The organism is Streptomyces sp. NPDC054841 (genome assembly GCF_053611045.1).
Window position 1 is genome coordinate 1 of record NZ_JBSGZO010000249.1, and the last position, 12,498, is coordinate 12,498.

The 12,498-nt window shown below is 72.1% G+C and carries 11 protein-coding genes; 7 read left to right on the forward strand and 4 right to left on the reverse strand.

Going from position 1 to position 12,498, the window contains the following annotated elements; all coding sequences use genetic code 11:
* Positions 1 to 192: 192 nt before the first annotated feature.
* The gene (locus ACWGI8_RS27580) at positions 193 to 2,319 is read right to left on the reverse strand and encodes a prolyl oligopeptidase family serine peptidase (protein ID WP_453664895.1); all 2,127 of its coding nucleotides are present in this window, start codon (positions 2,317 to 2,319) and stop codon (positions 193 to 195) included.
* 200 nt (positions 2,320 to 2,519) lie between these two features.
* On the opposite strand from ACWGI8_RS27580, the gene ACWGI8_RS27585 reads away from it, so the two are divergent.
* The 5 genes from ACWGI8_RS27585 (at position 2,520) to ACWGI8_RS27605 (ending at position 7,602) form a co-directional block, all read left to right on the forward strand.
* Positions 2,520 to 2,714, forward strand: coding sequence for a hypothetical protein (locus ACWGI8_RS27585; protein ID WP_453664896.1), 195 nt, complete (start codon positions 2,520 to 2,522; stop codon positions 2,712 to 2,714).
* A 72-nt stretch (positions 2,715 to 2,786) separates the two neighbouring features.
* Positions 2,787 to 3,713, forward strand: coding sequence for an N-acetyl-1-D-myo-inositol-2-amino-2-deoxy-alpha-D-glucopyranoside deacetylase (gene mshB / locus ACWGI8_RS27590; RefSeq protein WP_453664898.1), 927 nt, complete (start codon positions 2,787 to 2,789; stop codon positions 3,711 to 3,713).
* Positions 3,713 to 4,114: a DUF6113 family protein gene (locus tag ACWGI8_RS27595; protein ID WP_453664900.1), complete on the forward strand. Its 402-nt coding sequence runs from the start codon at positions 3,713 to 3,715 to the stop codon at positions 4,112 to 4,114. The genes mshB and ACWGI8_RS27595 overlap by 1 nt, the downstream gene beginning before the upstream one ends.
* Before the next feature lie 177 nt (positions 4,115 to 4,291).
* A complete protein-coding gene (locus tag ACWGI8_RS27600; protein ID WP_453664901.1) occupies positions 4,292 to 6,460 on the forward strand; it encodes a hypothetical protein in 2,169 nt (722 codons plus the stop codon).
* Positions 6,461 to 6,636: 176 nt separating this feature from the next.
* Entirely contained in the window at positions 6,637 to 7,602 is a 966-nt protein-coding gene (locus ACWGI8_RS27605) for an NADP-dependent oxidoreductase (RefSeq protein ID WP_453664902.1), read from the forward strand.
* Positions 7,603 to 7,758: 156 nt separating this feature from the next.
* Here the strand turns inward: ACWGI8_RS27605 and ACWGI8_RS27610 are convergent, their stop codons facing one another.
* From ACWGI8_RS27610 to ACWGI8_RS27620, 3 genes are all read right to left on the reverse strand, one after another.
* Complete coding sequence (locus ACWGI8_RS27610; protein ID WP_453664904.1) at positions 7,759 to 8,538, reverse strand: SDR family NAD(P)-dependent oxidoreductase; 780 nt, start codon at positions 8,536 to 8,538, stop codon at positions 7,759 to 7,761.
* Positions 8,539 to 8,730: 192 nt separating this feature from the next.
* On the reverse strand, positions 8,731 to 9,570 hold the full coding sequence (locus ACWGI8_RS27615) for a transglutaminase family protein (RefSeq protein WP_453664905.1): 840 nt from the start codon (positions 9,568 to 9,570) through the stop codon (positions 8,731 to 8,733).
* A 17-nt stretch (positions 9,571 to 9,587) separates the two neighbouring features.
* A complete protein-coding gene (locus ACWGI8_RS27620) occupies positions 9,588 to 10,646 on the reverse strand; it encodes a GNAT family N-acetyltransferase (protein WP_453664906.1) in 1,059 nt (352 codons plus the stop codon).
* A gap of 139 nt (positions 10,647 to 10,785) precedes the next feature.
* On the opposite strand from ACWGI8_RS27620, the gene fdxA reads away from it, so the two are divergent.
* Positions 10,786 to 11,106, forward strand: coding sequence for a ferredoxin (fdxA, locus tag ACWGI8_RS27625; protein WP_003985062.1), 321 nt, complete (start codon positions 10,786 to 10,788; stop codon positions 11,104 to 11,106).
* Positions 11,107 to 11,197: 91 nt separating this feature from the next.
* Positions 11,198 to 12,316 (forward strand): succinyldiaminopimelate transaminase, encoded by a 1,119-nt coding sequence (dapC, locus tag ACWGI8_RS27630; protein WP_453664907.1) that lies wholly within the window; start codon positions 11,198 to 11,200, stop codon positions 12,314 to 12,316.
* Positions 12,317 to 12,498: the final 182 nt, after the last annotated feature.

Sequence of the window (12,498 nt, forward strand, 5' to 3'; positions counted from 1 at the left end):
GCCACAGGGGCAGCAGCCCGCCGGTTACGGATATCCGCAGGGCGACGGGTTCGGCCCGCCCCCGCCCTCGTCCCCGCCACCGGGCTGGTGAACCCGGGACCGGTGACCCGCCGCCGGTGAACGGCCCCGCCCCGGACGGGCTCCAGGGACTGTCCTCCGGATCTTGCCGGGCCGAGCCACAAGACAGAGGCCCTAATCCATCCCCAGTGAGCGCTTCAGGAACTCCACCTGGAGCACAAGCATGTTCTCCGCGATCTGCTCCTGAGGTGTCATATGCGTGACGCCCGTGAGCGGAAGCAGTTCATGGGGGCGCCCGGCCGCGAGCAGTGCCGATGAGAGCCGGAGGCTGTGTGCCACCACCACATTGTCGTCCGCCAGGCCATGGAGGATCATCAGCGGCCGTACCGGTTCGGCCGGATCGGTCAGCCCCGCCTCCGTGACGAGGGAGTTCGCCGCGTAGACCTCGGGCTGCTTCTCGGGGCTGCCGAGATAGCGCTCGGTGTAGTGGGTGTCGTACAGCCGCCAGTCGGTGACCGGCGCGCCGGAGACCGCCGCGTGGAACACATCGGGCCGGCGCAGCACCGCGAGCGCGGCGAGATAGCCGCCGTACGACCAGCCGCGGATGGCCACCCGGCCGAGGTCCAGCGGGAAGCGGTCCGCCAGTGCGTGCAGCGCATCGACCTGGTCGTCGAGCGTCAGCAGCAGATTGTCCTTGATCCCCTTCTCCCAGCCGGGAGAACGGCCGGGGGAGCCGCGCCCGTCCGCGACGACCACCGCGAAGCCCTGATCGGCGAACCACTGCGAGGTGAGATGCGGATTGCGCGCGGCGACCACACGCTGCCCGTGCGGTCCGGCATACGGGTCCAGCAGAACGGGAAGCGGACCGTCCGATTCCTGATAGTCGGACGGAAGCAGGACGGCGCACGGGATTCGCCGTGCGCCCCCCTCAACTAGTTGCACACGAGGCGAAAGGACCGGTTCCTCCGTGTACGAGGCGATCGTGGCCACCGGCTTCCCTTCCTGGAGCACCTGAACCGCCGAGGCGCTCACCTCGGGCCGCGCGGAGGCGAGCACCGTCACCGGCCCCGAGCGCACGGCCGAATGCAGCCCCGCGCCCTCGGAGAGCCGCTCGGTCCCCAGCTCGTTGACCCGGTACACATGGATCTCGCCGATCTCCGGGTCCGCGGCGTCCTCACCCGCCGAGGCCGCCACCAGGACATCCGACTCACCGATGTCCAGCACCGCCCGCACATGCAACTGCGGCCCGGTCAGCGGCCGGTCGCCGACGGCCAGCACCCGCGCCCCGCCCTCGTCCGCGACCCGCACCAGCCTCCCGTCCGGAGCCCACGCGGGCACCCCGGCCAGCAGCTCGATCCACGCCGGGTCCTCGTCCACATGCACCGTGCGCGTCGTACCGGTCTCCGTGTCCACCGCCAGATGCAGCGCCGTCCGCTGGTCCCGGGACTGGACGAGCAGCAGCGGGGCCCCGGCCGACGACCAGTGCACCCGGGCCAGATACGGATACCGCGCCCGGTCCCACCCGACCTCGGTGCGCGAGCCGTCGAGCCCCATGAGGAAGAGCCGTACGTCCGCGTTCGCCGTCCCGGCCGCCGGGTACGTCATCGCCGCCGGCTCCCGGTCCGGATGCGCCGGATCCGCGATCCACCAACGCCGTACGGGCGACTCGTCCACCCGCGCGACCAGCAGCCGGTCGGACTCCGGAGCCCACCAGAAGCCGCGCGAGCGCCCCATCTCCTCGGCCGCGACGAACTCCGCCACCCCGTATGACGTGCGCTCGTCCTCCGGCTCGGCCAGCGCGCGGTCCCCCTCGCCCTCCGTGCCGATCACCCGCAGCGCGCCCGCGGCCGCATAGGCGACGAACCGCCCGTCCGGCGAGGGCCGCGGATCGATCACCGGCCCGGCGGCAGGCAGTTCACGTGCCGTCCCGGCCCGCAGCTCCGCGGTGAAGAGCCGCCCCGACAGGGCGAACGCCGCCAACTCCGCCTCCCGGTCCACGGCATACCCGACGATGCCCCCGGACGCCTCACGGCTGCGCTCCCGCCGCGCCCGCTCCTCGGCGGACAACTCCTCGGCCGCCCCGCCCAGCAGGGCGTCAGGATCCGCGGCCACCCGCTCACGTACGTCCCCCTCGAGGTCCAGCACCCAGAGCCGGTGCGCCCGTTCCGTCCCCGAAGGGGACCGCAGGAACACCACCCGGGAGCCGTCTGGGGACACCGTGAAGGCGCGCGGTGCGCCGAGGGTGAAGCGCTGCGTCCTGGCGTACTGGCGGGGGAAGGAGAGCTGCTGCCTCATGGTCATGCGACCGAACCTAGCCGTTGGCGCCGCCGTTTCGCCCGCGTCCGACGGACTCGGCGGAGGGTGTGCGCCCCCATGTGCTGCCGTGCACCGATCGATGCGGTGGTACGGATAGTTATGATCCGTAGCGCTAGGTGGGTAGGAACCTCCTGGCACATGCAAGCTGCCCGGTCCGGACCGAATATTTGTGGAGGTGAACCGCCGTGGCACTCTCGATTTCGGCGGTGGTGCTGCTGGCGATCGTCGTCTTCCTGCTGGTCAGGAAATCCGGACTGAAAGCCGGACATGCGGCGGTTTGCATGCTCCTCGGGTTCTACCTGTCCAGCTCCTCCCTCGCACCCACCATCACGGAGCTGACCACGAATGTGGCGGGCATGATCGGCGGCATCAAGTTCTAGGGCCTGTCCGGTGGATCTTGCCGGGCTCGATCCACAGGACACCCCTGGGGCCGGGCCTCGTAGGCTGGGGCCATGACGGATCTCCCAGCCCGTCGTCTGCTCCTGGTGCACGCGCACCCCGACGACGAGTCGATCAACAATGGCGCCACGATGGCCCGGTACGCCGCAGAGGGCGCCAAGGTCACCCTGGTGACCTGCACCCTCGGTGAGGAGGGCGAGGTCATCCCGCCCGAGCTCGCGCATCTGACCGCCGACAGGGAGGACAGCCTCGGCGCGCACCGGATCGGTGAACTGGCCGCCGCGATGAAGGAGCTGGGCGTCGGCGACCACCGGTTCCTCGGCGGTCCCGGGCGCTTCCGTGACTCCGGGATGATGGGCCTTTCCCAGAACCGCCGGCCCGGCGCGTTCTGGAGCACCGAGGTGGACGACGCGGCCCCGTATCTCGTCGAGGTGATCCGTGCCGTACGGCCGCAGGTCCTCGTGACGTACGACCCGCACGGGGGCTACGGCCACCCCGACCACATCCAGGCGCACCGCGTCGCCATGCGCGCGGCCGATCTCGCCGCGGAGTCCGCCTTCCGGCGCGACCTCGGCGCCCCGCACACCATCGCCAAGATCTACTGGAACCGGGTGCCGCGCTCGGTCGCCGAGGAGGGTTTCGCCCGGCTGCGTGCGGCGGGCGCCGACTTCCCCGGCATCGCGGATATCGAGGACATTCCCGGCGTGGTGGACGATTCGGAGATCACTGCCGAGATCGACGGCTCCGCCTACCTCGCGCACAAGGCCGCCGCGATGCGCGCGCACGCCACCCAAATCGCCGTGGACGGACCTTTCTTCGCGCTTTCCAACGATCTCGGCCAGCCGCTGTTCACCACCGAGTACTACCAGTTGGTGCGCGGCCGCTCCGGCGCACCGGAGGGCGAGCGCGAGCACGATCTGTTCGCCGGTACGACCGGCACCACCGGCACCATCGGTACGACGACGCAGGAGGCCGCGTGATGAGTCAGCCCGGAGCCTGGCCGGCCAGGTCCCCCAAGCCGGGACGCATCGCCGCGTACATCGGCCTCGCCGTCCTCGGCGTCCCTGTCGGGGCCGCGGGATCGCTCGTCCAAGCCGCCTGGTTCCCGGCCGGGTTGGTGCTGGCGCTGCTCGGCGCGGCAGGTCTTTTCTACGGTGGCCTGCGCGCCACCGGCACCCAGCTCGGAGTGCTGGCACCGGCGGCGGGCTGGCTCGTCGCCGTGCTCCTGCTCAGTGCCGGACGGCCGGAGGGGGACGGTGTCTTCGCGGGCGGGCTCGGCGAGATCGTCTTTCTGCTGGGCGGAATGGTGATCGCTGTGATGTGTGCCACCATGTCGCGGTTGCCGCAACCGGGCGGGAGTTCCGGCCGACTTGGCAAGTGACGTGTCCCATCTGAGGCCGAAATGCCCACGCTCGTTGCGGCGGCCGCGGAGCGTCGCTTCGCGCAGTCGCCGGATACGTTCCGGCGGCGGCCAGTATGGTGGTGCGCGCCGCCGAGCCGCCCGCAGCAGTGAGAACAGAGTAAGAACGGGCGGCGGAGCCAACCGGGAGAACCTGCTTTGAGCCGTGAAACTGACAGTTCGTCCTCCGGCCCCCAGGGGCGTGGCGGAGCCGCGTACCCTTCGGGGACACCGCCGTACGGCTCCCGCCAGTATCCGTCGCTGCATCCCACGCAGGACGCTCCGGAGGAGGGAGCCGAGCCGGCGTCCGCGCCGCAGCCGGACGAGCCCAGGACCGAGACGACGCTGACGACCCGTATCCGGATCAACATTCCGGGTTCGCGGCCGATCCCGCCGGTCGTCATGCGTACGCCGATGAGCGACGTGGACAAGAAGAGCGTCGTGGCACAGCGCGACGGCGCCGCCGAGCGCACGGGCAGCACGCCGCGGCCGCCCGCGCCCGCGCAGGGCGCTGCCACAGCCACGGACGCCGGGCGTGGCACGGGTGAGGCCGAGGCCGCGGAGAAGCCCGCCGAGGAGAGGACCAGCGACTGGTTCGCTCCCCGCAAGGCGCCGGCTCAGACGCCTCCTCCGGCTGCCGCTCCGGCGCCGGGACCGGGTCCGGGCGCAGGTGCCGGTCCGGCGTCGGGCGCCGGTCCGGCCTCCGGTGCCGACGACACGGGTGCGCATCGGATCCCCGGTCCGTCCGGCGCTCCGAACGGGCAGACGTCCGCGCCCGGAGTTCCGTACTTCTCGGATGCCCCGACCGGCGCCGGGTCCCGCCCCAGGAGCGGGCTCGACGACCTCGCGGCGGACGCGGACGCTCACGGCCGTGCCACGCCTCAGCTCGGGGTGCGCCCGCCGGGTTCCGCACCCGCCGGCCTCGCGGGTCCCGCGGCTCCCACGGCGGGGCCGGTCACCGGTACCTCGCCGTTCGCGCCGGGCGGCGGCGCACCGGGCCACGGCGGTGCTCCCCGGATGAGCGACGACACCGCCGTACTCACCCCGCAGCAGCCCGCTCCCGAGACCGGCCCGGCCGGTCCGGCGGGTCCGGTCGGCCCTCCCGGACCCGGCGGCAACGTCTCCGGGGACACGCTGACCAGCGGCATCCCGGTGGTCCCGCCGCAGCAGCACCGCTCGCCGTTCCCGCCCGCAGGTCCCGACGCCACGAACTCGCCGTGGCCGGGCGGCCCCGGCGGTCCGTCCGCGCCGGACTTCTCGGCGCCGGACTTCCCCGGCCCGGCCGCATCGGCGCGCACCGCGCCAGGCCCGTCGGCGGCTCCGCCCGCCCCCGCGGCCTCGTCGCCGTCCTCCTCGTCGTCCTCTTCCAGGCCGGCGAAGAAGGGCCGCTCCAAGCTCGTGCTCGCCGGAGCGGGCGTATTCGGCCTGCTCGGTGTCGCGTACGGCGCCGGGCTGCTGCTCAACCACTCCGACGTGCCCAAGGGCACCACGGTCCTCGGCGTCGACATCGGCGGCGGCACCAGGGACCAGGCGGTCGCCAAGCTCGAAGCCGCCCTCGGCAAGCGCGCCACGTCGCCGCTGCAGCTCACCGTCGGCGGCCAGAAGGAGCAGCTCGCCCCGGACAAGGCGGGCCTCAGCCTCGACAGCCAGGCGACCGTCCGCGCCGCCGCGGGCAGCGACTACAACCCGGTCTCGGTGATCGCCACCCTCTTCGGGGGCGAGCGCGAGGCGCAGCCGGTCATCCCGGTCGACGAGGAGAAGCTGAGCGTCGCCCTGACCGACCTGGCGGGCGCGTCGGGCTCGGCCACCGAGGGCACGATCAAGTTCGAGCCGGGCAAGGCCGTCCCCGTACCGGGCAAGTCGGGCAAGGCGCTGGACGTCGGGCAGTCGATGATCTCGGTGCGGGACGCGTACCGCGCCCAGGTCGAGACCGGCCGTATCAACACCGTGGAGCTGCCGGTCGCCACCCGCGAGCCGACCATCACCCAGACCGAACTGGACCGGGCGATGAAGGAGTTCGCCGAGCCCGCCATGTCCGGCCTGATCACGATCAAGGCGGGTGGCAAGGAGATCCAGTTCGGGCCTTCGAGGTCCCTGCCGAAGATCCTCTCGATGAAGGCGGTCGACGGGCGGCTGGTCGAGGTCTACGACAAGAAGGCCATCAACGAGCTCCTGGACGGCGTCTTCGACGGCATCATGATCACCAAGGGTGACGGCAACAAGCATCAGCTGTCCGCGGACGACGTCGCCTTCGCGATGCAGAAGGCGCTCCTCGGCAAGACCCCGGCCGACCGTACGCAGACGATCGAGCTGAACCCGCAGGGCTGACACGCATCCGTCCTGGAACCCCCGGAGCCCCTGTCCGCGACGACGGACCGGGGCTCCCGGGGTTCTGCCCGACGAGTGCTCCCAGGTTCTGCCCAAGGAGTGACCGAGGACGGCCGAGGAGTGACCGAGGACGGCCGAGGGACTGAGGCCGGCCGGTTCATGGCAACGATCACCTCATGGCCACCACGATGCACGCAGTACGGGCCCATGAGCGAGGCGGCCCGGAACGTTTCGCGTACGAGTCGGCGCCCCGGCCCGAAGCGGCGGCGGGCGAAGTGCTCGTCGCGGTCCGCGCCGCCTCCATCACGGCAGGCGAACTCGCCTGGGACGCCACCTGGACCGACAGCCTCGACGCGACGGGGCGCGACCGCACGCCCACCGTCCCCGCGCACGAGTTCTCGGGCGTGGTGGCCGCGCTCGGCAGTGGAGTGACCGACCTCGCGGTCGGCGACGACGTCTACGGCCTGATCCCGTTCACCCGCGACGGTGCGGCCGCCGAGTACGTCACCGTTCCCGCGGGCATGCTCGCCTCCAAGCCGGCCGCGCTGGACCACGAACACACGGCGGCACTCCCGCTCGCCGCCCTCACCGCGTGGCAGGCGCTGGTGGACCATGCCGCGCTGCAACCGGGACAGCACGTCCTGATCCACGGGGGCGCCGGAGGCGTCGGCACCTTCGGCGTGCAGATCGCCGTGGCCCTGGGCGGGCGGGTGACCGCCACCTCCTCGGCGCGTGACAAGGACTTCGTCACGGGGCTCGGCGCGGAGCGGGTCATCGACTACGAGGCCGAGCGTTTCGAGGACCTGGTGCGGGACGCCGACGTGGTGTTCGACCTGGTCGGCGGAGAAACCCTGGAGCGGTCCTGGGTGACGTTGCGCCCGGGCGGAATCCTGGTCAGCATCGTCCAGCCGCCGGACCAGGAGAAGGCTGCCGCTCATGGAGTACGAGGCCTGTTCTTCATCGTCGTACCCGACCGGCCCGGCCTGGTGGCCATCAACGAACTGATCGACGAGGGAAAGCTCAGGCCGGTGGTGGACCGCGTGGTGCCGCTCACCGAGACACGAGCGGCCTACGAGGCGCTCTTGACGGAGCATCCGCGCGGCAAGGTCGTACTGCGTGTCGGCCATGAGGGCACCTCCTGATGGGCACCGACCCGCCTACCAGGCGGTCAGGATCCCCGCCCACCGGTGCCCCGGGCCCCCACCGGGTGCCGGCCCCCACCTACCGGTGCCGGAGCCCCCACCTGGTGCCAAGCCCCGCCTACCGGCCCCGCAACCCCACCCGGTGCCGGTTCCCGCCTACCAGGTGGTCACGAATCCGCCGTCGACGGTGATGTCGGAGCCGGTGATGTTGCCCGCCCGGTCGCTCGCCAGCAACAGCACCGCGTCCGCGACCTCGGCCGGCGTCGAGAACCGGCCGGTGACCGCGAGGCCCGCGGCCCGGGCGGTCACGTCCTCCGGCGCCATCCCGGTGGCCTGGGACACGGTGGCCGCGACGCCATCGGCGCCCAGCCACAGATCGGTCTCGACGGGGCCCGGGCTGACCGTGTTCACCCGGATCCCCTGGCCGCCCACCGCCTTGGAAACGGCCTTGGAGAAGTTCGCCAGCGCGGCCTTGGCGGCGCAGTAGTCGATCACGCCCGGGTCGGGGAACACGGCGTTGACCGAGCCGATGTTGACGATCGAGCCGCGGCCCTTGGCGAGCATCAGAGGCAGGACCCTCCGCGTGACGCGCACCGCGACGAACAGGTTGAGGTTCATCGTCGCCTCCCACTCCTCGTCCGTGGTGCCGAGGAACCCGCCGGGCCGCGCGGAGGCCGAACCCACGTTGTTCACGAGAATGTCGACCTGGTCCCCGGCCGCGTCGACCAGCTGCGCGGCGGCGTCGCCGTCGGCCAGATCCACCCGCACCAGGCGCACCGTCCCGCTCCGGATCAGCGCGTCGAGCTCGTCGGAGGACCTGCGCGCGGCGGCCACCACCCGGGCCCCCTCGGCCGCCAAGGCCTTCACGATCGCCAGCCCGATTCCCCTGCTCGCGCCGGTGACCAGGGCCACGCGGCCCTCCAGTCCGAGATCCACGGTGTCTCTCCCTCCGTTCGTGACCACCTGGCCCCGGCGGCGAACCGAACCGGCTCGGCGCCGCTTTCCCACGTCTTCACGAACGTGATCGGCCACGTGCGGCACAGGCTTGAGGCGACGGACCGCATCGCCCGTGGTCCCCGCGAGTGGAGGTACCTCTCGTGCTGGGTCCGAGCCGCAGAGCCTCCGGTCTCAGTTCAGCATCGACCGCGCCGCGTGCGCCCGGCGCCTGATCGACGCCGCCGTCGTCGGCTCCACCGCCGAGACGACGTCCGCGTACGCGTCCATCTCCGCCGCTCCCGCGAGGAATTCCCCGCACTGGACGAGGAGTTGGGCTCGTTCGAAGCGGAGACGGGCCGGGTGGGAGGGGAGCAGGAGGGAGAGGTCGACGGCCCACAGCGCGACATCCGTACGTTCCGGGCGCGCGGCCGACCAGGCGCGGATGTTGTTGAGGATGCGCAGGACGATCTGCAGCGGGCTCGCCGGGATCAGCATCGACGGGTCGAGCGGCGCGCCCGTCGCGCCCACGACGAGGAGCTCCGCGTCCGCTCCGGTCAGCAGGCGGCCACCCGCGAAGGGGTCCGCGAGCACGGGGTTCGCCGGATCGCCGAAGCCGACGACGAAGTGGCCGGGGAGGGCGACGCCGTACACGGGCGCGCCGGCGCGGCGGGCGACCTCCAGCCAGACGACCGAGAGGAGGATCGGCAGGCCGCGACGGCGCCGCAGGACCTCATGGAGCAGGGAGGACTCCAGACGCTGGTAGCAGCCGGGCGTGCCGTGGAAGTCGCAGCGGTCGCCGAGGAGGGCGGCCAGGGCCGCCGCCCAGGACTCGGGACCTGCGATGCCGTACGGCAGCAGTCCCGCCAGCCGGTCCAGCTCCATCTGGGCGGCGTCCAGGGCCGCCTCGTCCAGCGACGGGTCCGCCTCCGTGCCCACCAGCAGGCACAGCGTCGCAAGGTCGGGCCGGTCGGCGCGGGCCTCCTCGGCGAACCGGCGCCGCCAGCGCGTTGCCTCGGGGTGTGGCGGGTGCATATGCGTCTCGTACCCGTTCAGGAAGATCGGGAGTATCGGAAATGGTGGTAGAGGTGATGAACCGTGAAACCCATCCCCTCGTACAGCGCCCGGGCCCCGTCGTTGTCCGACTCGACCTGCAGCCAGGCTGCCGACGCACCTTCGTCCAGGGCGCGGCGGGCGAGCGCCGCCATCACGGCCGTCGCCAGGCCCTCCCTCCGCCGGGCGGGGTCCACCTCCACCGCCATGAAGCCTGCCCAGCGTCCGTCGACCACACAACGGCCGATCGCCGCAGGGACGTCGGATTCGCCCGGCACGGTCGCGAACCACACAGACGGGCCGCTGCCCAGTACTTTCAGCACATGTGGGCCCGGCACGGCGAACCGCTGGTAGCGCCGCAGCCATGACTCGTCGACGGACCGTGCGAGCCGTACCCGCGACACGTCCATGTCCACGTCGCCGACCGGCGCGAGCCCGCCGACGCGCAGTTCCGTCGTCACCTCGCGCTCCCAGCCGCGGCTCTCCAGCTCCGCGCAGAGCCGCTCCTGCGTGCCCTCCGCGCCGGTCGCGGCCTGGATGTAGGGCGGAAGGCCACGCTCCGCGTACCAGGCGGCAATCCGTGCCAGCGCGTCGTCCAGCGGCATCCCCGGGTCGCCGAGCGCCAGCACCGAGTTCGCACGCCGCGTAAAGCCCACCCGTCGCCCGACCACCACCCCTCCAGGACGCGCTTCGCGCGGCACCTCCTGGAATGCCGCCCGCAACTGCCACTCCCCGAGCGGCTCGCTCTCCACCGGCTGCCACGCCCGCGCGGACACCCTCGCGAGCTCCTCGAAGGACGCCGCGGGACCCCGCCGACGCGCCGGCGCCGACGGGACGGTCTTGCCTGCGACCAGCGACGATTCCGGGATACGGACGGTCTCGCCGGTCCTGCGTGTGATCAGCAGCACACCGTTGTCCCAGGATGTGAGAACACCAACCGTGTCGGTGAACTTCTCCGCCCCGGACCCCTCCTCGGCGAGCCGCCGGACCGATACACGTTTGCCCACGTCAGCGGGGGTGATGCGGACCTCCAGACGTCCCCCGGCGGTGAATTCCACAGCTCAGTCCTCCCCTCCTGTTCGGATCATCCCCAGGAACGGAGATACTAGGGGCGGGCATCGACGACGCCGCGCTCCCGCGCAGCCCCGCGGCGAGCCGGAGATCGGACGCCGCGCCCTATCGAGGAGGAACGACAGCGTGACCTACGTCATCGCGCAGCCTTGTGTCGACGTCAAGGACAAGGCGTGCATCGAGGAGTGCCCCGTCGACTGCATCTACGAGGGCTCACGGTCCTTGTACATCCACCCGGACGAATGCGTCGACTGTGGTGCCTGTGAGCCGGTCTGCCCGGTGGAGGCGATCTTCTACGAGGACGACACTCCCGAGGAGTGGAAGGACTACTACAAGGCGAACGTCGAGTTCTTCGACGAGCTCGGTTCGCCCGGTGGCGCCTCCAAGCTGGGCCTGATCGAGCGCGACCACCCCTTCATCGCCGCGCTTCCGCCGCAGAACGGCTGATCGCGCGACCTCGGTCCCGTACGGTTCGTCCGCCGTACGGGGCCGAGGCATTTGCGCTGCCCCGCGCCGTACGTACGAGAAAGTGAGCACCGTGTCCGCCGTATCGTCCCGTCTCCCCGTCTTTCCCTGGGACAAGCTGGAGCCGTACAAAGCGACCGCCGCGGCCCACCCGGACGGCATCGTCGACCTCTCCGTCGGCACGCCCGTCGACCCGGTCCCCGAGCTGATCCAGCGGGCCCTCGTCGCCGCCGCGGACTCGCCCGGCTATCCGACGGTGTGGGGGACGGCCGCGCTGCGCGACGCGCTGGTCGGCTGGTGCGAGCGGCGGCTCGGGGCCGTGTCCTTCGGACACACCAATGTGCTGCCCGTGGTGGGCTCCAAGGAGTTGGTGGCCTGGCTGCCGACCCAGCTCGGCCTGGGCGCCGGCGACAAGGTCGCGTACCCGCGCCTCGCCTACCCGACGTACGAGGTCGGCGCGCGACTCTGCGGCGCCACCCCGGTCGTGTACGACGCCGGGACATTTGCTGCCGACGCCGCGGGGACAGAACTCGACCCCGCCGGACTGAAGCTGCTGTGGCTGAACTCGCCGTCCAACCCGACCGGCCGGGTCCTGTCGAAGGACGAGCTGACCCGGATCGTGGCGTGGGCCCGCGAGCACGGTGTGCTGGTCTTCAGCGACGAGTGCTACCTGGAGCTGGGCTGGGAGGCCGAGCCCGTCTCCGTACTGCATCCGGATGTCTGCGGCGGTACGTACGAAGGCATCGTCTCCGTCCACTCGCTGTCCAAGCGCTCGAACCTGGCGGGCTACCGCGCGGCCTTCGTCGCGGGCGACGCGGCCGTACTGGGTGAGCTGCTGCAGGTCCGCAAGCACGGCGGAATGATGACGCCCGCGCCGGTGCAGGCAGCGACGGTCGCGGCGCTCGGCGACGACACGCATGTCGCGGAGCAGCGGGCCCGGTACGCGGCGCGGCGCGGCGCGCTGCGCGAGGCGCTGCTGAAGCACGGCTTCCGGATCGAGCACAGCGAGGCGAGCCTCTACCTGTGGGCAACCCGCGACGAGCCCTGCTGGGACACCGTCGCGCACCTGGCGGAGCTGGGCATTCTGGTCGCGCCCGGAGACTTCTACGGGGCGGCGGGGGAGCGGTTCGTACGCGTCGCCTTCACGGCGACCGACGAGCGGGTCGAGGCGGCGGTCAAGCGCCTCGGCTGAGGTCGCGCACCGGGCCTCGTACGGCCTCGTACGGCCTCGTACGGCCTCGTCGGGCATGCCGGGCCCCGTCAGGCAGGTCTGGCACGTCAGGCAAGCCGGGCGCGGCGGGCGCGTCGGGCACGTCGGGCAAGCCGGGCCGCCCGACTTCCAGGCATACGGAAGGGCCCTCGGGAGGTCGTGCT

Coding starts and splice junctions, on each gene's coding strand:
- ACWGI8_RS27595 (WP_453664900.1), top strand. CDS start 3,713: ATGAGTCAGCCCGGAGCCTGGCCGGCCAGGTCCCCCAAGCCGGGACGC.
- ACWGI8_RS27605 (WP_453664902.1), top strand. CDS start 6,637: ATGGCCACCACGATGCACGCAGTACGGGCCCATGAGCGAGGCGGCCCG.
- ACWGI8_RS27580 (WP_453664895.1), bottom strand. CDS start 2,319: ATGACCATGAGGCAGCAGCTCTCCTTCCCCCGCCAGTACGCCAGGACG.
- mshB (WP_453664898.1), top strand. CDS start 2,787: ATGACGGATCTCCCAGCCCGTCGTCTGCTCCTGGTGCACGCGCACCCC.
- ACWGI8_RS27615 (WP_453664905.1), bottom strand. CDS start 9,570: ATGCACCCGCCACACCCCGAGGCAACGCGCTGGCGGCGCCGGTTCGCC.